The organism is Bacillus sp. 1735sda2, from assembly GCF_024159245.1.
Taxonomy (GTDB): Bacteria; Bacillota; Bacilli; order Bacillales; family Bacillaceae; genus Bacillus; species Bacillus pumilus_O.
On record NZ_JAMYWZ010000001.1, the window covers coordinates 3,309,397 to 3,331,014 of the forward strand.

Consider the following 21,618-nt stretch of genomic DNA (forward strand, 5'->3'; position numbering starts at 1 on the left):
CTTTACACTCGGCGTTTGATACCATATTTCTCTGAAAGGGCTTCTCCTAGTAAATTAAAAAGAACGACGACAGCCATGATGACAAGGCCTGGATACAGCATCAACTGCGGATTCGTTTGAATATACGATTTTCCTTCATGGATCATCGCTCCCCATTCTGGCATAGGAGGCTGAACGCCTAATCCGAGAAAGGACATTGCTGAAATGTCCATAATCGCCCAGCCCATTTCAAGTGTGCCAATGACAGCGAGTGGCGGCAAGACATTTGGAATCATATGCTTTCTCATGATATTCCAGTGGGATGTCCCGCTAATTTTCGCTGCGGCAATAAAGTTCTGTTCCTTTAAACTGAGTACCATTCCTCTGAAGACGCGAGCATAGTATACCCATTGTACAAGCATCAAAGCCAGCACAACTTGAGAAAGTCCAGGACCGAAGATGCCGACTAGTCCGAGGATCAGCACTAGGTTCGGGAATGCCATGATCCCGTCGCAGATTCTCATTAAGACGTGATCGATCCAGCCGCCTTTGTAACCTGACAACAAACCAACGATTAACCCAATGAATAAAGAAGAGAGAAAGATTAATAACACACAGCCTAGTGAAACACGGGCACCATATAAAATTCGTGATAAATTGCATCGGCCTAATTGATCTGTCCCAAGAGGATACTCCCACGATGACCCCTTTAGCTTCATCGCTAGATTGACAGCCGCCGGATCATGCGGGGCAATCCACGGTGCACATATTGTGACAATCAGCAATAGACCAAGGAGCACCACGCAGATCGAGATCATCTTTTGATGAGAGAAGAGATATTTTCCTTTTGTCATCATGACTGGCGGCCTTCCTTTCTGGAAATACGGGGGTCAATGATCAGCTGAAGTAAGTCCACAATCAAGCTGCTCAAGATAAAGATACATGCTGCCATGAGGACATAGAATTGAATGACCGGCAGATCCCGGTTAAAGATCGCTTCAATAAAGAAGCGTCCAAACCCTGGCCATGAAAAAACTGCCTCGACGATAATGGTTCCTGTGAGCAGCTTGCCAAGATTCACCCCAAGCCCTGTCAGCATGGGCGATATCGCAATTCTCAATACATGCTTGAACATGATTGACCGTTCCTTTAATCCTCTGATTCTCGCATATTGAACAAACGGCTCTTGTAGCGCCTCACTAACACTTGATCGTAATAGCCTTGTATACATCGCAATTAAAGGGACGGCCAGTGTGACCGACGGAAGGATGAGATGCGCCCATGTTCCGACCCCTTCAACCGGTAGAAGATCGAGCTTCACTGAAAAAAAGAAGATGAGCAAATACCCCAAGACAAACGTCGGGATAGATGCTCCTAAGAAAGAAACGAGCCGGCTCACATGATCAACAACTCCATTTTTCCTCATGCCACTGAAAAATCCGAGTGGAATGCTGACACAGATAGCGATCAGTAGACTAGTCAGCGCCAACTGAATCGTCGCGGGTATTCTATAGATCACCTCATGAAGCACAGGCTGGTTAGACATATATGACTTACCAAAATCAAGGTGAATGACTTTTTCAATGGTGTGAAGATATTGCATATAAAACGGTTGGTCTAATCCAAATTCACTTCGTTTTTGCGCTAATATTTCATCCGTTGGCTGGATATGAGCCGCTGCTAAATATGCCTCCGCCGGGTCAACTGGAGAAAGGTGAATCATACCAGTCGTGAAAAGAGTGGCTAATAAAAATACAGGGATGATTGATAGCATGCGTTTGACGATATAGCGGCCCATTTCCTAACCTTCCTTCTATTACTTCAGCTTAATACAGCTTAATACCTGTGAATGGATGTTCATCGCGATTTGCTGGGAACTCAAAGTCCTTCACATTTTTTTGATAAACGGCTGTCTTTTTAAAATAAGAGATTGGCACAATCGCCCCTTGATCCTGTAATGAAGATAAGACAGACGAATAAAGTGCTTTTCGTTTGTTTTCATTGGTTGTTGATGGAATTTCGCTCATTTCTTTGATCAGCTTGTCCTTATTTGGATAGGCTGAGATGGCTTCTTTGAATCCAAAACCATCTGATGAGACGACGTTCATAAATGTATGCGGATCATATGGCGCTCCGTAGTTGCTAAAGAAGTTCATATCAAACTTGTTGGCTTTAAAGCGCTGCACCTGTGTTGCCAGCTCCACACCTTCAAGTTTGACGCCAACACCGATGGCACCCCATTCTGCTTGAAGCGTCTCCGCCATCGCTTTTTGAATTGATTCTGCTGAATCATACATCATACTAAATTCAAGCGTTTTTCCATCTTTTTCACGAACGGTTTTTCCTTTTGGAAGTGTCCAGCCTGCTTCATCCAGCAATGCTTTCGCTTTGTCTACATCATATTGGAACGACTTCACCTTAATATCGGATGTGTAAGGCATGTTGGTCGGCAATATGTGATCTGCTTCATCCTCTAAGCCAGAGGTGACACCTTCTACCATTGATTTCTTATTGATCGCATATTGAAGGGCGTGTCGCACTTTCTCATCTGACAGCTGATCCACTTTTGTGTTCATGACAAGCTGTCTCGTTGCTACAGGCTCTGACATTTTTGTTTCATACTTGCCGCTTGTCTCTAACTGTTTGTAGGCATCTAAGCTAATGGTTCCTTCTCCATAAAGGACATCTACATCACCTTTTTCAAATGCCATAACTCTCGTTTCCGCATCTGGGATGACCTTGACTTTGATTTCTTTGACCTTTGGTTTTTCTCCCCAATAATGATCATTCCGTTCAAAAATGGCATAGTCATCTTTTTGATATGTTTTTAATACCCAAGGGCCTGTCCCTACTGGTTTTTCAATTCCTTTTGATGTATCTCCGTTTTTAGGGAAGCCTGCTTCGCCTAGAAAACGAACCGGGCGGACAACGGCTAATTCTTGAACAGTTGGATAATATGGCTCTGTTAATGTGAGTTTAAACGTTTTCTTGTCTACTGCTTCTGTTTTTTTGATTTTTTTTATCACACCTAACCAGCTATGTATATCCTTGTTTTTCAAGATGGAATCAAAGTTCTTTTTCACAATGTTTGCATTAAACTCAGATCCATCTGAAAATGTCACTTTGTCTCTTAGATGGAACGTGTACACCTTGCCATCCTTTGACACATCCCATGATTTCGCTAATTCAGGTTTTAGCTTTCCATTCTTTTGATAGCTAACCAATGGCTCGTAAATCATTGATTGCGCGAACAATTGTGATGGGTTGTATACGTGCGGATTCATTTCGCCAATATCTCTCGGCCAGGCCATCGTGATCATGTCAGGATGATCCTTATCTCCACCTGCTCCATTGTTTGCTTGAGAGCAGCCTACTAATAAAAAGATAAGCAGGAAAGGGATGACTGTATTTATTTTAATTTTCGGAAAAAAATGGCTCCAAATCGACATAAGATGTTCCTCCTAATTGATGCTGATAATCATTTTCATTTTAAGGAGGAAGGTCCTCGTTGTCAATATCATATTTAAATCGAATTGACAATACTTATTCCTATTTATCCCACTAAATGGTGAATTTGATAAAAAGAGAGGCAGGCTGCTTACGAGTGAGCAGCCTGTGAAGAGGGGATTGTTTTTTCTCGCAGGGCATGACGAAGTATGTCAATGATACGATCCTGTTCAGCTTCTGTCATACTTGTTCCAGAGGGGAGACAAAGCCCTGTTTCAAATAACAACTCAGATACGGAAGTGCCTTTCGCAGCCGAATAAAAGAGGCAATCACGAAAGAGCGGCTGCTGGTGCAGCGGCTTCCATACACGCCTTGCTTCGATCTGTTCTTTTTCTAGTGCAGCAATGATGTCCACTGGAGATGTTTGCTTTTCACAATCAATAGTCAATGTCGTTAGCCAACGGTTAGACTTGGTGTTTTGATATTCTGGCATGAAATAAAGACCTTCTACTTTAGATAATGCATCATGGTACCGCTTGAAAATGTGGCGCTTTTGTTCAACACGCTCGTCCAATATTTCCATTTGAGCGATCCCGACGCCTGCTAGTAGGTTGCTCATACGATAGTTATATCCTATCTCTTGATGCTCATAATGCATCGCGCGCTCTCTAGCCTGCGAAGCGAGAAAGCGGCAGCGTTCGATCGCAGCTTCATCATCACTCACAAGCATTCCGCCGCCTGATGTTGTAATGATTTTATTTCCATTAAACGAATAGACACCGAACCTGCCCATTGAGCCGCTTTTTTCTCCTTTATATAGAGCGCCTAACGATTCAGCCGCATCCTCAATGACTGGTACATCGTATGCTTCACACAACGCCATGATCTCGTCCATTTTTGCGCTTTGTCCATATAAATGCACGACTATGACTGCACGTGGTCTTTTTCCGAGTCGTTTTGATTCCTCAAAGGCTTTCTCTAAAGCAAGCGGGCACATATTCCATGTATCCTTTTCAGAATCAATAAAAACGGGTGTCGCTTGTTCATATAAAATTGGATTTGCAGTTGCCACAAATGTGAGGGTGGAACAAAAGACCATGTCTCCTTTTTGAACACCAATAAGCTTTAATGCGAGGTGAATGGCTGCTGTTCCAGAAGATAAAGCCGCTCCTGCCTTCACTCCTGCATAGTGCGCAACTGCCTGCTCAAATTCATTCACAAGAGGTCCCAGCGGTGCAATCCAGTTGCTCTTGAAGGCTTCCTCTATTTTCAAATACTCTTTTCCGCTCATATGCGGAGGTGATAAGTAAATTCGTTTCCTTTCTTTCATCATTTCCCACCACCCTCTCTCCGATCTTTGATTTCTCTTGCAGGTATGCCTACAGCGACTTTCTGATCGTGTATATCTTTTGTGACTGTGGCTCCTGCGCCAATGATTGTCCAGCTTCCGATCGATGTCCCGGGAATCACAACAGCACCTGCCCCTATATGTGTACCCTTTCGTACAGACACACAGCCAGTTAACACTGCTCCCGGTGACAGATGCACAAACGATTCGAGTATACAGTCATGCTCTACGATTGATCCTGTGTTGATAATCGCATGTTCACCGATTGCTGCATCTGCTTGAACGACTGCCGTTGCCATCACGACAGCTCCCCTTCCAATGATCGCTGATGGACTTACGACCGCCCGTGGATGGATGAGTGTGGCAAATGCCGTGTTTCCAAAAGCGAGGCGTTCCTTTACTAACTGTCTGCTCTCATTTTGTCCAATCGCAATCAGCCATTTCATATGCGGTATTGTCTCTCTCAGCTCTTGACTCATAGAGATCGGTCCATACAAGATACTGCTTTTAGTCGTAGTTTCTTCAAATTGATCATCTAATACAGCGCATAATGAGTAATCGGGATGGGCAGCAATCATTTCTTGAATGACTTTGCTATGCCCACCAGCACCAATTAAACCAATCGGTTGCTCTTTACATATCGGTTCCTTTGAATTTTTCAGCTGTGGCATGATGCGGCTGCTGCACCCCCTCTGTTTTGATCACTTTCAGCAAGGTCATCCATAAAATTTTCATATCAAGCCAAAATGATTGATGCTCGACATACCAGAGGTCATAGGTGAATTTCTCCTCCCAGGAGATCGTGTTCCTTCCATTCACCTGTGCCCATCCAGTAATGCCAGGCTTGACAAGATGGCGCCTTGCTTGCTCCTCTGTATACATTGGCAAATACTCCATCAAAAGCGGCCTTGGTCCAACGAGACTAAGCTCTCCTTTTAGGACATTGACTAGCTGCGGCAATTCATCAAGACTGAGCTTGCGAATCAAGGCGCCGGTTTTTGTTAATCGAAGATGATCTGGCAGGAGCACCCCATGCTCGTCGCGTTCATCGGTCATCGTCCGAAATTTATACAGCATAAATGGCCGGCCATATAGACCAGGCCGCTTCTGCCGAAACAACACAGGCGTCCCAATTTTCCACCGAATCAGTCCATACAGCAGAAGAAAAAGAAGACTGCCTGCGATGAGCAGCGTCAATGCCACCATCACATCTAACATTCTTTTCATCATGAAATCTCCTTATCTCACTAGCGGGAAACAGCTTGTTTCACCTTACTCACCAGCTGCTGCCGCTCTCGTTTTGTTCCTGCAAATTGATACAAGTAGCCCAAATAAAGAAAGAAACAAAAACCGCCAATACAAAACAGCTCCCACCATGAGGTCACGTCATAAATTGCTTGAATTCCTGCACAGACGCCCCAAATCATGAGCGCTCCTGCAAGTGGAACGATTGTATGTTTATAAAAGATGGTCCGTTTCTGTTTCGTGATGCGGGCCGTATAAAATGGCAGAAACACGATATTTTTGATCAATAAAACAATCGCTCCCGCTGATGCAATGCCATATAAACCAAGCTGAAGCATATGAGTCAATCCATAGGCAAAAAGCACATTGGATACACCTAATATGAGCGTGACCACCGCCGGAACCTTCAATCGATTAAAAGCGGTGGGCACATATGTCAGCGGTAAAAACATCAAGGTCAAGCATAAATAAGCAGCATGAATCATGAGAAGCCATTTCAGCTCTTCAAAGGCAGGTCCAAGCCATAAAAGCATGAGTGGACCGGCAAGTCCTCCGAGCAGAGCGGCTGGAAACGCGACAAATAAACCGCTCCACTTAATGGCACTCGCTGCATATTGGATGAGACCTTCTTCATCTTGATTCGAGTAAAATTTGGTAATCGTTGGGGCAAACACAACCGCCAATGTTCCTGCGAGTGTGCGTAATAGTAATGGAAATTGTAATATCGCCGCATACTGTCCCGTCGCTTCCGCTCCAATGAGCAGATTCGTCATCAATAAATCAATCTGTAGAAATAATAAAATCCCCATTTGCTCAAAAGAATGCCAGACCCCTGATCGAACAAGTGTGAGACTAGAAGATAGTGAAACGTGCCGCCACTTAAACGAAAACCAAGGGATAAGTTTTTTAAAATAATAGATACCTATTCCCATAGCCGCCAAACTTCCTATCACAGCCGCAAGTGGAATATGCCAGATGGCGGGTGCCGTCCATGTAAACAGCATCACAATCATCAGTGCCCTCAAAAACATTTGAATGGTCTGACCAATACTTGATACATATAACTTATTCGCATAAAACGGCGCAGCCCCAATGCCCGACATGACAAAATTGAGCATAAATAAAAGACCCCCTAATATAAAGGCGGTCTGTGTATCCTTTGCGAGATCACCAGGCACATGAAGCCACTCTACCAGCTGGCGTGACATGAACAGACAAAACAGAAACAGACTGATCGATAAAAAAATAGAACTGACGAAATAAGATGAGAGATAGCGCTGCGCCTTCTCGATTTCCCCTTTATGAGCCGCCACAGAAAAAAAGCGCACCACAACAGCACTTAATGAAGCCGTGATAACCGATAAATAGTTGATCATATTTTGCGTCAGATGGATTAAGCCGAATGCTTCGACTCCAAGTGTATGAACGATGTACGGCGTTAAACAAACAGACATTAGCATCATCAAGACAAACGTCATGATGTTTGCACTGGCGTTGTAAAGAAATGCTCGATTCATTTTGATTTCACGCAGCGTGTAAAAGCCCTCATCCAGCTTCCTCTCCCTTTTGTCCGCTCGTTTTCATCAGTTGATGAATCGCCTCTTTCACAGTCGCCTCATTCGGTTCTTTCAATAGCGTCAAAAAAGGAAGATGTGCCACCCATTCATACCCTTCCATCACCTTATGATCAAACGACCTGAGGACAACACACGGTGTTTTTGTAATCGCACAAAAAATCATACCGTGAAGCCGATCTGTGACGACGACCTGCGCCTTACGTAACTCTGTCCATAACGCAGATAATTCATCTAGGCGAGTCGTTCGATCAACTCGTTTGCCAATTGTCGTTGTAATCAAACCGACTGGATCATACGTCTCTTGAATATGCTGCTTTAGCTGCTGCCGCTCCTTTTCAGTGAGATACGCTTCCTTATCCTCTCGCAAACAAAGTAGAACCCCTTCACGTTTTGGTTCCTTAGTCGATTCATCTAATGTCAGCACCATATCAGGCTGTTTCCATACATCTTGATCAGGGAAGTGCTGTTTCATCCAAGTGTAGGTTGTTTGATCTCTTGCCATGAGAAGCAGCCTTGGATGGTGTTTGTATGTTTGAATGGCGCGGCGTTCCTCTCTTTTCCCTCTCTTTGTTTCTGTAAAATGGACAGTTGCCGGCAATTGAATCACGGGGTAGGACTTGAAGGTTTTCATGATAAATTGTCTCGTCCATTCTTCATAACGGTATAAGTCTCCCATATTGCCCCCACCGATGATACAAACGATGTCCTCTGGATGCCGCATACGCTTTAACGGACGGGCGAGGCGATAGATCTCTTTCATGTCCACTTCCATGATATCGTAGGCGGGAAAGTGCTCTTTTAAAAAACAATAACTCGCATAGGCAATGGCATGATCGCCTAAATTATCATGCCCTGGCAGCAGCGTGAGAATGATTTTCTTCTGATGACTTCGCTCTGGCAGGCTTTGGCGGCTTAGTCGGTATTCAAGTGGATATTTAACCTTTAAGAGCAGCCACTCTGCGGCGTGCGCCTTCAATTGCTGCAATGTCAATCTCATCACCCCTATTTCCTTGTTTGATATTCGATCCATTTTTGATAGCTAGAAGCGGCGGCAGATAGTGGATAGACCAGCCGGCACTTCGCAAGGAATAAAATCATTCGCTTTCGAGCGGTCAGCTTCGATGGTTCCACTTGTTTGACAGCATCCTGAAAAGCCTCGTGTGTCACCATTTCCCGCATGTGATCAAGTTTTTCCCGAAGAGAGAGTGCATTTTGGCTCTTCCATTCGTTGAGCATACAATGAAGGGTATGATTGACAATAAAAAAATCAAGTGCCTTCTCATACAAAGAGATGTCATCATATTCTGTCAAAAACAAGCGCTGCGCATGATAAAAAGTGAGTCCATGATGAAAATACTGCTTCTGATATCGTTGCACAATAGAAGACAGATGGACCCGGTAGTAATAAAGAGGTTCATGAACAAAGGCAATGCCGCGTGATAAAGAAAAACAGCGCAGCGTCACATATTGATCTTCTATGTTCTCAAGTTCCCCCCTCAGCGGAAATCGGATGTCGTGTTCTTCGATAAAGGCACGCCGATACAGCTTATTCCATGAGAACCCCGTGATGTCTCCGTGCAATAACGCTTCAATTAAACTTGTTTTTTCGGCTGATCGCTCGGCTAACAGCGTCGTTGGTATGGTTCGCTTTGACTGTTCAAATTGAATCCAGTATTCACTGATTACTAGATCTGCGCCGGTCATTTTAGCTTTTTCATATAAGGCTTCGCAGTAATGTGGTGCGAGAACATCGTCTGAATCAATAAAGGCAATATACGTGCCCTTTGCTTCTTCGATGCCCCGGTTTCTCACAGCGCCTAACCCTTGATTGGTTTGATGAATGACCCGAAACCGCTGATCTTGCGCAGCAAATGCTTCAAGATATTCTCCGCTACGATCTGTAGATCCATCATTCACGAGAATGACCTCAATATCTGAAAAACTTTGATCTACAATTGATTGAAGGCATTGCTCCAAATATTGACTCGTATTGTAGACTGCGACCAATAGACTGATAGCTGGCATGACAACATGCTCCACCTTTCTTAAAATCTACTTTGTAAATATCGTCCTATACGGCAACACAGATGAATCGAACGGCATCAGCATGATGCTGTACAGAATATAGCAAACAGCAATCCCTACATAGATAAAGACATTAGACCGCTGATCAAAAATACGTGTGAAATATGGCAGTAAAATAAGCTGATACAAACCAAAATAGATATGAAATCTTGCATAAATGACATCCTTTGTGGCAAGGATGCCAAACAAGAAACCGAGCAAACAAAAATTCACAACGTAATCACTCTCTGGCGTCAGCTCACGAAGCCGTTTTCGATAAAAGAAGGCAAGCAAAAGCGGCAAAATCAATACACCGATTTTTGTCACATTCATTCCATTTGTATTCGTTGTGAGCCATTCCTCGTAATGCCCATATGAACTGCCCTGTAGCATCACGACAAACACGGAAACAAAGCGGTCATAAAGAGCGGTTAACCCTAAGAAAATCATGCATAAGACAAGCATCATCCACGACCACGATTTAGTTCTCACGATAAAATACACAGGAATCATGATAAGAGCCGATGAATGAAACAAGGAACATACGAGGACAAGCGGAAAATACAATTTCCACTGACCATTGATCACAAGACGGATGGCATAAAAAAGAATCGCCGCCACCATATATTGACGCATGCCATTAAACGAAGCGTAATAATGAAAGGTGCCGAGAAAAAGCAGCATACTTAGCTCAAAGGGACGGCCATATTGAATGAGCGTCTTGATGATAAAAAAATAGGTGATCGCCCCAACTGAGATATACATAATTTGCGGATCATGGGACAGTTGATTGAGCATCCATAAAATAAACGTAAATCCTGGGTCAGTGGCCGCCTTATCCACACCAAATCCGAAGATATGCCAAGGCTTTTCATAATTGACGGAGAACTCATACATCTGTCCATACGTGACAAAATCGGTTCCTACTTTGTACCGAATACCAGCGACAATACAAAGAAACAAAAACGGAAATAACACGAGAATCTTGTTAGGTCGCCATCCGCTTTGAATGGTATCATCTCGCCTGCCGTAAAATGCAGCAAAGCTCGACCATAAATAGACCATGATCATGTTCACCAAATATACCGCCATCTGCCATTCCTTCCTTACAGTCCATATCCATTCATCACACGTGTGATGTTCTGTTTGACATCAAATCCTCTTTGTTCAAGCTGGGACGTAATGGTCTCTTGAAGAGGCGGCTCTGCATGATACGCTTCAAGCACCGCCTTCATCCATTCATGCGCGGAATCCCGAAGCGACATTCTTTTCACAAGACCGCAGCCCAAATCTACTTCCTCTGTAATATGATCTGAAATCACACAAGGCAATCCAGATGCCTGTGCTTCCACTAAAACGAGCGGAAGTCCTTCAAACAAGGAAGGCATGACAAAAACATCAAATGCTTTCATATATTCTGGAATGTCCGATACGACGCCTGTAAAGACAATGTCGTCTAACAAGCCGGCCTTGTCCGCATACGATTCAACCACCTGCTTCAGCGGTCCATCTCCTACAAGGACAAGCTGAAATGAGACCCCCTGCCTCTTTAAGGTCTGTGCCAGTTCCATAAAAAAAACGTGATTTTTTTGTTCATGAAAGCGGCCAATATGACCTATCACCATGCTCTTTTCGTGAAGACCTAGCTGCTTCTTGATCTTCACCTTTTCTTCTGGATCAGGCTGAAAGAAAAGGGATAAATCAATCCCATTCGGCAGCACCTCAACCTGTCCATTCTTCATTTTTTTCTGACCAAATAAAAAGGCACCGGCATCCTCACCACATGCAACAAGCTTTGTAGAAAATGCAAAAATCAGCCGGCGAAATCCTTTGAGCATCATATGGTCTATCCCATTTGGCGACTGTTTCCAAGCAGTATTATGCGAATGACAAATACGTACCTTCACACCCGCCAATTTCGCAGCAAGGGCAGAGAAGCCTGTTTGAAAATCTGTATGTGCATGCACTGCTTGATACGGTCCTGTTCGCTTGATTGTCTTTGTCAAAGTTCTGACAAATGCAAAAGGGGAGGAAGCTCCAATACTCGGGACATAAAAAATACGTCCACCGAGTTTCTGAATTTCCTCATCATAATCACAGACATCCTTCCGGTGGGTAATAAAGTCAAATTGAAGGACATTTCGATCGAGTGCACGATAGATGTTCATGATCATCGTTTCAGCTCCGCCGCGGTTCATCCCGCCCACAATATGAAGGACACGCTTTGGCTCACTCATCGCGAATCGGCCTCCTTTTCAACAAAGACGCCTCTAGCTTCCGCTGGTGATAAAATTTCATGATCTTTGGTGATAAACAGGCGCGGACCACAGGCTTTAGCGCAAACAAATAATGAATCGGCGACAATTTTAATAACCAGCATGCTTTTAAAACGAGCCAAGCATTATCTATCGAATATTGAAACTTACGACGCTGAAAAGCCGCTTCATCCTCCCTTACAAGGTATAACGGCTCTTGTAAATTAAAGCCTTTTCTCCCCGCAGCAAAAAAACGAATCCACAGATCGATATCTTCCATCCGCCTCGTTGTTTTCACAGAGCGATATCCATTTAAATCCTTGTACGCAGCAGCCCTCATCATAATGGTTCCATGACAAAAAGGCGTTCCTCTTGCCAGCACTTTTCGATCAGGCGCTGAAATCAGTGCACGTACACCTTTTGTACCCGATTCATCAAACACGGTCATCGCCGTCCCGACCACATCATATTCAGGATGTGTTTCAAGAAAATGCACCTGTTTTTCTAAACGATCAGGTACTGATATATCGTCGCCATCCTGCCTTGCAATCAAGTCTCCCCTCGCTTCAGCTAGACAGCGATTCAGACTGGCAGCGAGCCTTTGATTATGCTCATTGCGGATAAGGCGAATTCTTTCAGGGTCTCGTTTTGTATAAGACAGCACTTTTTCATAGGTGCCGTCTGTTGATGCGTCATCACATATGATGAACTCCCAGTTGTCATATGTTTGCTGAAGAATGGATTCAATACTTTCTTCTACTGTGTCTTGGCAATTGTAGACGCCCATGATGATAGACACCTTTGGCTTACGCATGCTCACATCACCTTCTCTGCTTGATCCATATAAGTGGTATAAATTTCTTCCATCGCACTCACCGTCTGCTCCTGTGCAAATGCATGTGCTAATGAGCGCCCTGCTTTTCCCATGAGGGGCAGCTGATCCCTTTTGTGATAAAGCTGGTGCAAATATTCAGCCAAGTCATTCACATCATGTGTTTTGACTAAAAAGCCATTCACGCCATGTCTGATCAGTTCACAGTGTCCTCTATTCTCTGTAGCAATGACCGGCTTTTCTGCAGACATGGCTTCAAGCAGATTCATGCCAAGCCCTTCTCTCAAACTAGTCGATACACATACATCACTCAAATGCATCCATTCTTCAATTTGTTTGCAAAAACCAGCAAATTGGACCTGCTTTTCAAGATGGAGCTCATGAACTAGCTTTTCATACGTCGGCCGCATGGCCCCTTCCCCGGCAAACACGATCTTCACATTTGGTATTTTCCTATATAGCTTGGCACATGCTTTGATGAGCATCCCTTGGTTTTTATTCGCATTTAATTCGCCAGCGCACAGCACAATAAAATCTGCTGAAGAAAAGCCATGGACTGCACGAAGACGCTGCTTTTCTTTTTCATTAACTGGTGCAAATCGTTTCATATCCACACCCATACCAGGAACATAATAAACAGATGCCCGCTCTTTTGATAGACGATCAGCTCTTTTAAAATCTTCTCCATTAATGGTGATCAGAGCGTCTGTATGGCGGGCGAGCCATCGCTCAATTGGATAATAGAGCAACCAGTTTTGAAGCGGCGCTCCTTGCCAAAAGTGAAAGCCATGTGCTGTGTAAAGTACCTTCGTCCCTTTTCTGCGCGCGCTTTTGGCTGCAAGTCTACCAATCACACTGCCCATTGGTGTGTGACAATGGATGAAGTCGTAGTGCTCTTTCGCTAACAGCTTCTTCAGCTCAACATACGCAAGCCGGTTGTGCACATGAAAAGGAGAGCGCTGAATCGGAATCGAGTGCGCTTGATCCACATAGGGAAGCTCCAGCTGACCATTTGCCGCTGTATGCACTTCCCATCCTTGTTCCTGAAACCACCGAAAATACGGAAGGTGAAATGCCTGAAAATGATAGTCAACCGTTGCGCAAAACAAGACTTTTTTCTTCATCGGCAAGCGCTTCCCCCTCTCTTGTCATCTGTTCAGACAACAAATCATGTGATTCGATGGCAGCAAACAATGCTTCTCTCATTTGCTCTTCACTCATCATGTCAAATTCATGGATAAAGCGGTTCAGCACATATGGGTCCCCATCCAGCGCATGGCCGATATGAATTTTCGGGAAAATTTGTTCCTGTGCTTTTTCATGTTGGTTGAGTAGTTCCTCATACATTTTCTCCCCAGGGCGAATGCCTGTGAACGTAATCGGAATCTGGTCTGTAGTGTAGCCTGAGAGGTGAATGAGGTTTTCTGCGAGGTCGACAATTTTCACTGGCTCCCCCATATCTAATACAAAAATCTGTCTTCCTTCTGCTAGGGCTCCCGCCTGAATGACAAGTCTTGATGCTTCTGGAATGGTCATAAAATATCTTGTCATGGCTGGGTGTGTGACCGTGACCGGCCCCCCTTGTTCAATCTGTTTCTTAAAAATTGGAATGACGCTTCCCCTGCTTCCGAGTACATTTCCAAACCGAACCGCGACAAATTTTGTGTCACTGCTTGCCCCCATTTGCATGATTAGCATTTCAGCAAATCGTTTTGTGGCGCCCATGACATTGGCAGGATTGACCGCTTTGTCAGAGGAAATGAGGACAAATGTTTCAATGCCATGCTCATGTGCAGCTTCTGCGACATTTTTTGTCCCGATAATATTGTTTTTCACGGCTTCTTTTGGACTGATCTCCATGAGCGGGACATGCTTATGTGCCGCGGCATGATAAATCATATCCGGCTGAAACTGACCAACGATTTCACTCATTTTTTGTTTATCTTGGATATCCGCAATTTGCGGATAGAGACTGATGGTGTCCCCATAAATTTCTTTCAGCTCTAGTAAAATAGAATGAATGCTAAATTCTCCATGTCCCACAAGCACAATCGCTTGAGGAGCAAACACACAAATTTGACGACAGATTTCTGATCCAATTGATCCGCCTGCCCCTGTAACCATGATCGTTTTCCCCTTTAAATGGACAGATAGACGGCTTGAATCTAATTGAATCGGTTCTCTCCCTAATAAATCCTCTGGCTGTACATCTCGTAATTGATTCAGCGCATGGGTTCCTTTTAAAATCTGCTCCATCTCCGGCATGATCTGCGTTTTGACCCCCGTCGCTACGCACTCCTTATACAGCCCTTTTAACGTATGACTGCTTTTGGACGGAATGGCGATGATGATCTTTTGTATATCCATCATCACAACAGCTGTTTGAATCTGTTCTTTTCCTCCTAGAACAGGCAGTCCCATGATTTCAAGCTTATGCTTCGTCTTGTCATCATCTATGAAGGCGACGGGTTCAATATGTACATCACTCGATTGCTGAAGCTGACGAACGATAATGGTCCCAGCCGATCCGGCGCCAATGATTAAAGCCCGCTCTTTTTCTACCTGTAGCCGCTTTGCCCCATCATGGAGTAGCCTGGACGCCATTCGAGATGCACCGTTGAATAATACGTGGAAAAGCCACACGATGAATAAAAAACGAAAGGGCCATGTCTGCACGAAAAGGTACAGCATTGCCATTGAAAATAAAAAAGAACATACAAAGGTCTTCATTAAAGAAAATAACTCTCTTACTCCTGTATAAGCCCATACTTGCTTGTACACGTGAAAAATATACGAAAACAAATGGTGCCCAATGAGTAGACTGAGCGAAGAAATGACGAGCATTTCAAATGTATAAACAGTTAACGCCGCTTCTTGGACAAATTGAAAACCAAAAAAGACAGCCACTAAGATGAGATATGAATCTAGTGCCACGATGATTGATAATCTTTGGGCGTAAGTCAACGCTCCTCCCCCTTTTTAAAACATCACTATTCTTACGTAAAATGGGCATCAAACCCGTCCTCACATCCCACTATTGATGACGAGCATCTAAGGCATTGTCATGCCCACAGCAGGATCGAGTGCCTCCATTGTTAAAGATTAGGAGACATCACCTATCAATCTTGTTAATACATATACAGCCTTCCCTTTTTCTCTTTTTTTCCATTTAGCATAGCTCCAAGTAGTTTACCTGTTGTCCCGTCTAATACTTCTTTTGATTTCTTCACTGCAGCTATCTTTGTTTTGCCGCTTAAGACAACGAGAATGCTTCCATCTGTCCGGTTCGCCAGGATCTTTGCATCGGCCACTGGCAGAAGCGGCGCAGAATCCACAATCACCATGTCATATTGCTGTTCGATTTCATAAAACAGCTGCTTCATGACAGAAGAGGAGAGCAGCTCAGCTGGATTCGGCGGAATGGTTCCGCTCGGAAGCAGCTCTAAATGCTCAATGGGTGTGGGTAAAATGGCTTCCTCCAAGCTGCAATTATTTAATAGCACATTGGTCAAGCCCGTATGATGACTCAGGTCAAAATATTCATGAACAGCCGGCTTTCGCAAATCAGCATCCATCAGCAGCACCCGCTTTTTCTGCTGTGCAAAAACAGCTGCTAGGTTTGCAGCCGTAAATGATTTCCCTTCCTTCGGCAAGGAGGATGTCACCAATATAGATTTCAACCTTGTTTGGATGGATGTGAATTCAATGTTCGTTCGGATCGTACGGAATTGTTCTGCTATGACAGAGTGAGGATTTAATACTGAAATACAGGATAAATCTCTCTTTTCTCTTTTCTTTCTCTTAAAGATCAATGTTCTGTCCTCCCGTTATGACGGACTGCTTGTCTTTTTTTGCCCTCCTGTCTGCCTGCATCTGATAGACGCTGCCGAGCGACGGCAATCCGATCTCTTCTCTTATTTGATGTGTTCGTTTTACAGTATCATCGAGTAAGTTCATTAAGAAAATGAGTGTTACCCCCCCTAATAAAGAGGCGCCTAGTGCCAGTACGATATGAACGAATTTTCTTGAATTCATAAGAATCGTATTGGACAGTTTGGCTTCAGACAAAACATTAATGCGATCCATATTCATGGTTTTTTTGATTTCTTCTTGCAGCACCTCTGTTGCAGTATTCGCAATGGCAACTGCCTTTGCGCGATCCTCATCTTGTACAGAAATATTAATGACCTCTGACTCATTTTCTGTACTTGTGGCAATTTTGTGTTTTAATCCTTCAGCTGATTCTGTGAGGTTGAGTGTTTCTTTTACTTTTTCAATGACGATTGGACTTTTTAATAAAACTTGAAAGGTACGTGTATATTGAAGGTTCATCTGAATATCGTTTAAGTTTGCTTGTGCGTCATTGCTGCGTTTATGAACAAGAATTTGAGTGGTTGCCTGATATACAGGAGTCGAGACATAGAACTGATAGTAGGCTGAAATGCCCGTTACGATCAGGACAATCAGGATCAGAAGGGCCATTTTCTCTTTAATGACAGAAAACAGCTGCTTAAAACCTATATTCTCATTCATAGATACCTCCCGATTTCATCATAAAAAGGTTATATATGGTTTCTTTTTGTTAATGATTGGATTATAAAAGATAATACCCGCAAAGAAAAATGTCATAATAGGTCTTATAGTTCTTTTTAAAGAACGAAATCGTTCGTTTTCTTTTGTTTACTTCCTGATTCTTACGTTTTTGAATTTTATAAAGAACAATTTATTTCTTATAATGAACGAAAAGGTCGCACTACGATTAGCTAGGGAGAAGGGAGATCATTGATCGAATGATAGGAAAGGTGATACGCATTTACCGAAAGAGGAAAGGATACTCCATTCAGCAGCTGGCTGAAGATGCCCATGTCTCTAAATCGTATTTGAGTAAGATTGAGCGCGGTGTCCACAGAAATCCATCTGTCCAGTTTTTAAAAAAGGTATCCTCTTCGCTAGAGATTGATTTACAAGAGCTGTTTGATGCAGAGACGATGATGTTTCATGACGCTGAGAGTGGTGAACACGAATGGCGGGAGCATATCGTCAATGCCGTCCAATCCGGCATGCCAAAAGAAGAACTCTATCAGCTTCTCCAAACGTCTCGAAAGGAGCAGGAAGATAGAACGTTACATGTCACTCATAGAAAGCTGACGGATTCGAATATATCAGAGTGGAAGGGTCTGATGAGTGAAGCAAAGGCTATCGGCTTAAGCATTGAGGAAGTAAAAGCATTCCTTGCCAACATGGGAGAACGACGGGCGTAAGCCTTTCAGGAAGAGTCAAATTGCGGGGAGAGGCGTTTGACGCTTCGCTGAAAAAGAGCCTTTTATCATGAAAAGGCTCTTTTTCCTCTTATTCTGCTTTTTTTGTTCGTGCTTTTTTCGTTATATCATTGTTTTTCCAATAGGCCCAGAGAGATGTAATCCCAAGAAAGGCTAACGTGATGAATTGTTGAATACCTTCTTCATCAATAGGAATTGGGCTTTTTCCCGCAGCGGTTAGCGCACTGTTGACAAGTGCGAGCAAAAGCAGTACAAGCCTTGCGATTGTACCTGCACTAATTTTTTGAACCTCCAACTGTAACCCCTCCCTTTCTTCCCCTTCACGGGTGATACGGCTCGTTCTTTCTCATATGTATGCAAAAGCCGAATGAATAGAAGACCGGATCAAAAAAAGAGACATCATACCTATATAAGGAATGATGCCTGATTTCATCTTATTTTGATGTAGAGAACATCTCTTTCGCTTCATCCAATGCCATTTTATTGCCTAGTGCTGAGTAATCGAGCCATGGCTGATCGGCAATCGGATAGACCTGATTGTTCTTCACAGCTTTTAGACCCTTCCAAATCGGTGTCTTTTCTAGTTGCTTGAATGCTTGCTGCGCTTTATCATCGCGGTTCACGACGACAAAGATAGCATCTGCATCATAGTCAGGAAGAACCTCTTGAGAAATCACTTCAAATGGACGCTTGCTGTCCAGTTTCTTCACACCATCGACAGGTGTAAGGCCTAAATCCTCGTACAAGATTGGACCCATTGGGCGCTTCATGCTAAATACTCGAAGCTCTTTTGCCGTCACACGGATCGCCATTACTTTTCCGTTTCCAATCTTTTGTTTGATGAGTGATTTGACTTCTTTTGCTTCTTGATTGTAATCCTGAATATATTGATCGGCTTCTTTCTCTTTATTGACGAGCTTGCCGATTTTTTTCAAATGATCGCGCCAAGTGCCGTTATTTAAATTAAATACTTCTGTTTTGGCGATTTTCTTATATTTCGATAAATCTTGTCCAGCTAGTTCTTCATCAACGTAAATAACATCTGGTTGTAGGGCAAGCAGAGACTCCATATCGGGATCGGCTGCGATACCAAGCTTCTTCGTACCACTCAGCTGCTTTTTCGCATGTGGAAGGAAATCCTTTAAATCCCCTCCTACAACAGAGCCTGCCGGCTTGATACCGAGTGCTAATAAGTCATTCGTTAAATGAATAGACAAGGAAGCAATTTTCGGTGTTCCATGATCATTTTGAGTTGCTTTATTCTTTGTTTCCTGTTGACCACAAGCAGCAAGTATGATGAAACAGAGCGTTAAACCAAGTACAAGTAATTTTTTCATGATGAGTTCCTCTTTCTTGTTTATTTCGTTTTTGCTAATAAATAGAGAAAATAAGGAGCGCCGATAAAAGCCACAACGACACCCGCTGGTATAGCATTTGGGGCAAAGATGGAACGTCCGATTGTATCGGCACTAACCAAAATCAACAAGCCGATGAGCCCACTAACAGGTAAAAAATATTGATGAAGTGAGCCGACAAGCCGCCTTGCCAAATGCGGGGCGACAAGTCCAATAAAACCAATACCACCTGTCATCGAAACACTTGCACTCGCCAAACCAACAGCTAAGGTTAGCAAAAGGAGACGCTGACGCTGGACACGTACACCGACACTTGAGGCAACAGCATCTCCTAATGTCAACGCATTGAGCGTGCTTGACTGCATCAACGTAAGCGGTACAAGACATACAATCCAAGGCAAAAGCGCTAACACATGAATCCAGTCTCTCCCCCATACATTGCCAACAAGCCATCTTGAAGCAAATGTATAAGTATCTTCATCTAGCTTGAGTGACAAAAATAATGTCAAAGCACTGAATCCCGCTGCCACCGCAATTCCTACTAGGATCAGCCGAATGGGAACGAGACCTTCCTGCCGGTCATACGCCAAAAGCACGATGACCGCTGCCGCAAGAAGTCCCCCGCCAAATGTGAAGAGCGGAATAAGAAGAGAGGGATTGCCTTCTAGTGCGTGAAAATACGTCACAAACACGATTAAGCCAAAAGCGGCGCCTGCATTCAGTCCAATAATCCCTGGATCGGCCAGCGGGTTACGAGATAGACTTTGCAAAATGCCTCCCGCAATACCAAGACCAATTCCCGCTAGCATCGTTACCACGATTCGGGGCAGACGATAGTCAAACAGCACCGTTTCACTTTGAAAATCTCCAAAGCCGAATAACGTTTTGACGACCACAAGAGGATTCAGTTTCAGCGTACCGGTATTTAAGCTATACAGCACAACAGCCGCACTTAGACAAAGCAAAACGACTGTCACAGCAAGAGCTCGCTTTTTCTCTCTCACGACAGGTTCCTCCCTTCTTTTCTGGCAATATATAAGAAGAAAGGAACACCGACAAGTGCCACCATCACGCCAATAGCAAGCTCTCGCGGCGGATTAACGGTGCGGCTGGCAAGGTCAGCAAAGACAAGCAGCACCGCGCCTAATATCGCTGACATCGGAATGACGAAACGATAGTTTACACCAACCAGCTTTCGTGCGATATGCGGGATAACAAGACCGACAAATCCAATGGAGCCGACTGCTGATACAGAAACCCCTGCTAATAATACAGCAGCTACCATTCCTAGTATTCGCACTTGTCGCGTTTTCACCCCTAAATTTGCCGCAACATCTTCACCAAGCGACAGTAGCGAAAGTGACCGTCCTAATAGCATCGCCCATACGATCACTATGAGAATGACCGGGGCAAGAATAGTCAGCTGCGGCCATTTCACACCAGCCACTCCGCCTGCATACCAAAACGCAAGGTCCTGACTTAAGTCAAAATAAATCGCGATTCCAGAGCTAAGTGCATGAAGCAATGCAGCCACTACGGCTCCTGCTACTGTTAAGCGCAGTGGTGTCAAAACGCCACCAGCCGCACCAATCGCAAAGATCAGCAGCGTACTAAGCACTGCACCAATAAAGGAAAACAACATCAATGCCGAATAAGGGATGCCTGGGAAAAAAGCAAAACAGAGAGCGACCACAAACATCGCACCGCCATTGATGCCCAAAATCCCCGCATCGGCCAGCGGGTTTCTTGTTATTCCCTGCATGAGCGCACCCGCTACGGCAAATGCCGCTCCAACAAGAGCTGCTCCTAAAACACGTGGAAGTCTTAATTCATGGATGATCTGTTGCTCTGTGACATCTGACTGATAATTAAATACAGCTGTCCAAACCGTTTGCAGAGACAATGTTTTGGCACCATATGACACAGCCAAAAACATGGCAGCCGCCAAACCAATGACGGCGAGAAAAAATATCAAAAAGAACAAAATATATGATGATCGTTTTTGTTGAGGTGTTCGCTTATCCTGCAAAATCGGTGTCATCCTTTTCTTCATTAAAAGTCTGTTTGAAAATGAGAATCATAATCATCAAAATTATATCTGCCTGCCTGTCAAAAATCAATCTACGCCTTATTTTTTAATTAATGAAGGTATTCAGGTGACAGCCTTTGCTCATTTCAAACGGCCTATCATTTTTTCTCATAGTTTAATAGGAAAATAGTTGACATTCCGCCTGGAT

At 43.9% G+C, this 21,618-nt stretch carries 21 protein-coding genes; 1 reads left to right on the forward strand and 20 read right to left on the reverse strand.

Annotated elements, in window-relative coordinates; genetic code table 11:
• Positions 1-2: 2 nt before the first annotated feature.
• From nikC to NKR21_RS17460, 16 genes are all read right to left on the reverse strand, one after another.
• Positions 3-836 carry a nickel ABC transporter permease subunit NikC gene (gene nikC, locus NKR21_RS17385; RefSeq protein WP_144455501.1) on the reverse strand — a complete coding sequence of 278 codons (834 nt, stop codon included), beginning with the start codon at positions 834-836 and terminating at the stop codon, positions 3-5.
• Complete coding sequence (gene nikB, locus NKR21_RS17390; protein ID WP_144455500.1) at positions 833-1,777, reverse strand: nickel ABC transporter permease subunit NikB; 945 nt, start codon at positions 1,775-1,777, stop codon at positions 833-835. The genes nikC and nikB overlap by 4 nt, the downstream gene beginning before the upstream one ends.
• A 28-nt stretch (positions 1,778-1,805) precedes the next feature.
• Positions 1,806-3,428, reverse strand: a complete 1,623-nt coding sequence (gene nikA, locus NKR21_RS17395; protein WP_144455497.1) for a nickel ABC transporter substrate-binding protein — start codon at positions 3,426-3,428, stop codon at positions 1,806-1,808.
• A gap of 149 nt (positions 3,429-3,577) precedes the next feature.
• The gene (locus NKR21_RS17400; RefSeq protein ID WP_144455515.1) at positions 3,578-4,756 is read right to left on the reverse strand and encodes a DegT/DnrJ/EryC1/StrS family aminotransferase; all 1,179 of its coding nucleotides are present in this window, start codon (positions 4,754-4,756) and stop codon (positions 3,578-3,580) included.
• Entirely contained in the window at positions 4,756-5,445 is a 690-nt protein-coding gene (locus NKR21_RS17405; RefSeq protein WP_012011318.1) for an acetyltransferase, read from the reverse strand. The genes NKR21_RS17400 and NKR21_RS17405 overlap by 1 nt, the downstream gene beginning before the upstream one ends.
• A complete protein-coding gene (locus NKR21_RS17410; protein WP_012011319.1) occupies positions 5,408-6,001 on the reverse strand; it encodes a sugar transferase in 594 nt (197 codons plus the stop codon). The genes NKR21_RS17405 and NKR21_RS17410 overlap by 38 nt, the downstream gene beginning before the upstream one ends.
• Positions 6,002-6,021: 20 nt before the next feature.
• Complete coding sequence (locus NKR21_RS17415; protein WP_144455495.1) at positions 6,022-7,536, reverse strand: MATE family efflux transporter; 1,515 nt, start codon at positions 7,534-7,536, stop codon at positions 6,022-6,024.
• Positions 7,537-7,564: 28 nt separating this feature from the next.
• A complete protein-coding gene (locus NKR21_RS17420; protein WP_049754928.1) occupies positions 7,565-8,593 on the reverse strand; it encodes a polysaccharide pyruvyl transferase family protein in 1,029 nt (342 codons plus the stop codon).
• 5 nt (positions 8,594-8,598) lie between these two features.
• The gene (locus NKR21_RS17425) at positions 8,599-9,621 is read right to left on the reverse strand and encodes a glycosyltransferase family 2 protein (RefSeq protein ID WP_088001173.1); all 1,023 of its coding nucleotides are present in this window, start codon (positions 9,619-9,621) and stop codon (positions 8,599-8,601) included.
• Between the two features lie 27 nt (positions 9,622-9,648).
• Positions 9,649-10,752, reverse strand: coding sequence for an EpsG family protein (locus NKR21_RS17430; protein ID WP_012011323.1), 1,104 nt, complete (start codon positions 10,750-10,752; stop codon positions 9,649-9,651).
• A 14-nt stretch (positions 10,753-10,766) separates the two neighbouring features.
• Positions 10,767-11,897 (reverse strand): glycosyltransferase family 1 protein, encoded by a 1,131-nt coding sequence (locus NKR21_RS17435; protein ID WP_012011324.1) that lies wholly within the window; start codon positions 11,895-11,897, stop codon positions 10,767-10,769.
• Positions 11,890-12,729, reverse strand: coding sequence for a glycosyltransferase EpsE (gene epsE / locus NKR21_RS17440; protein ID WP_041815936.1), 840 nt, complete (start codon positions 12,727-12,729; stop codon positions 11,890-11,892). Before epsE ends, NKR21_RS17435 begins: the two co-directional genes overlap by 8 nt.
• A 2-nt stretch (positions 12,730-12,731) precedes the next feature.
• Complete coding sequence (locus NKR21_RS17445) at positions 12,732-13,871, reverse strand: glycosyltransferase family 4 protein (protein ID WP_012011326.1); 1,140 nt, start codon at positions 13,869-13,871, stop codon at positions 12,732-12,734.
• The gene (locus tag NKR21_RS17450; RefSeq protein WP_144455493.1) at positions 13,837-15,711 is read right to left on the reverse strand and encodes a polysaccharide biosynthesis protein; all 1,875 of its coding nucleotides are present in this window, start codon (positions 15,709-15,711) and stop codon (positions 13,837-13,839) included. The genes NKR21_RS17445 and NKR21_RS17450 overlap by 35 nt, the downstream gene beginning before the upstream one ends.
• Positions 15,712-15,875: 164 nt before the next feature.
• Complete coding sequence (locus NKR21_RS17455; protein WP_119125404.1) at positions 15,876-16,559, reverse strand: CpsD/CapB family tyrosine-protein kinase; 684 nt, start codon at positions 16,557-16,559, stop codon at positions 15,876-15,878.
• Entirely contained in the window at positions 16,549-17,280 is a 732-nt protein-coding gene (locus tag NKR21_RS17460) for a YveK family protein (RefSeq protein ID WP_003213148.1), read from the reverse strand. The genes NKR21_RS17455 and NKR21_RS17460 overlap by 11 nt, the downstream gene beginning before the upstream one ends.
• Positions 17,281-17,537: 257 nt before the next feature.
• On the opposite strand from NKR21_RS17460, the gene slrR reads away from it, so the two are divergent.
• Complete coding sequence (gene slrR, locus NKR21_RS17465) at positions 17,538-18,008, forward strand: HTH-type transcriptional regulator SlrR (protein WP_012011329.1); 471 nt, start codon at positions 17,538-17,540, stop codon at positions 18,006-18,008.
• An 88-nt stretch (positions 18,009-18,096) separates the two neighbouring features.
• Here slrR and NKR21_RS17470 read toward each other — a convergent pair whose 3' ends face one another.
• The 4 genes from NKR21_RS17470 to NKR21_RS17485 all read right to left on the reverse strand — a co-directional run bounded on the left by NKR21_RS17470 (position 18,097) and on the right by NKR21_RS17485 (position 21,317).
• On the reverse strand, positions 18,097-18,321 hold the full coding sequence (locus NKR21_RS17470) for a phage holin (protein ID WP_012011330.1): 225 nt from the start codon (positions 18,319-18,321) through the stop codon (positions 18,097-18,099).
• Between the two features lie 139 nt (positions 18,322-18,460).
• Positions 18,461-19,366, reverse strand: a complete 906-nt coding sequence (locus NKR21_RS17475) for an iron-hydroxamate ABC transporter substrate-binding protein (protein ID WP_041815939.1) — start codon at positions 19,364-19,366, stop codon at positions 18,461-18,463.
• 17 nt (positions 19,367-19,383) lie between these two features.
• Complete coding sequence (locus tag NKR21_RS17480; protein WP_012011332.1) at positions 19,384-20,385, reverse strand: FecCD family ABC transporter permease; 1,002 nt, start codon at positions 20,383-20,385, stop codon at positions 19,384-19,386.
• Positions 20,382-21,317, reverse strand: coding sequence for a FecCD family ABC transporter permease (locus tag NKR21_RS17485; protein ID WP_225970089.1), 936 nt, complete (start codon positions 21,315-21,317; stop codon positions 20,382-20,384). Before NKR21_RS17485 ends, NKR21_RS17480 begins: the two co-directional genes overlap by 4 nt.
• Positions 21,318-21,618: the final 301 nt, after the last annotated feature.

Coding starts and splice junctions, on each gene's coding strand:
- nikC (WP_144455501.1), bottom strand. CDS start 836: ATGATGACAAAAGGAAAATATCTCTTCTCTCATCAAAAGATGATCTCG.
- nikB (WP_144455500.1), bottom strand. CDS start 1,777: ATGGGCCGCTATATCGTCAAACGCATGCTATCAATCATCCCTGTATTT.
- nikA (WP_144455497.1), bottom strand. CDS start 3,428: ATGTCGATTTGGAGCCATTTTTTTCCGAAAATTAAAATAAATACAGTC.
- NKR21_RS17400 (WP_144455515.1), bottom strand. CDS start 4,756: ATGAAAGAAAGGAAACGAATTTACTTATCACCTCCGCATATGAGCGGA.
- NKR21_RS17405 (WP_012011318.1), bottom strand. CDS start 5,445: ATGCCACAGCTGAAAAATTCAAAGGAACCGATATGTAAAGAGCAACCG.
- NKR21_RS17410 (WP_012011319.1), bottom strand. CDS start 6,001: ATGAAAAGAATGTTAGATGTGATGGTGGCATTGACGCTGCTCATCGCA.
- NKR21_RS17415 (WP_144455495.1), bottom strand. CDS start 7,536: ATGAATCGAGCATTTCTTTACAACGCCAGTGCAAACATCATGACGTTT.
- NKR21_RS17420 (WP_049754928.1), bottom strand. CDS start 8,593: ATGAGATTGACATTGCAGCAATTGAAGGCGCACGCCGCAGAGTGGCTG.
- NKR21_RS17425 (WP_088001173.1), bottom strand. CDS start 9,621: ATGCCAGCTATCAGTCTATTGGTCGCAGTCTACAATACGAGTCAATAT.
- NKR21_RS17430 (WP_012011323.1), bottom strand. CDS start 10,752: ATGGCGGTATATTTGGTGAACATGATCATGGTCTATTTATGGTCGAGC.
- NKR21_RS17435 (WP_012011324.1), bottom strand. CDS start 11,897: ATGAGTGAGCCAAAGCGTGTCCTTCATATTGTGGGCGGGATGAACCGC.
- epsE (WP_041815936.1), bottom strand. CDS start 12,729: ATGCGTAAGCCAAAGGTGTCTATCATCATGGGCGTCTACAATTGCCAA.
- NKR21_RS17445 (WP_012011326.1), bottom strand. CDS start 13,871: ATGAAGAAAAAAGTCTTGTTTTGCGCAACGGTTGACTATCATTTTCAG.
- NKR21_RS17460 (WP_003213148.1), bottom strand. CDS start 17,280: ATGAATGAGAATATAGGTTTTAAGCAGCTGTTTTCTGTCATTAAAGAG.
- slrR (WP_012011329.1), top strand. CDS start 17,538: ATGATAGGAAAGGTGATACGCATTTACCGAAAGAGGAAAGGATACTCC.
- NKR21_RS17485 (WP_225970089.1), bottom strand. CDS start 21,317: ATGTTTTTGGCTGTGTCATATGGTGCCAAAACATTGTCTCTGCAAACG.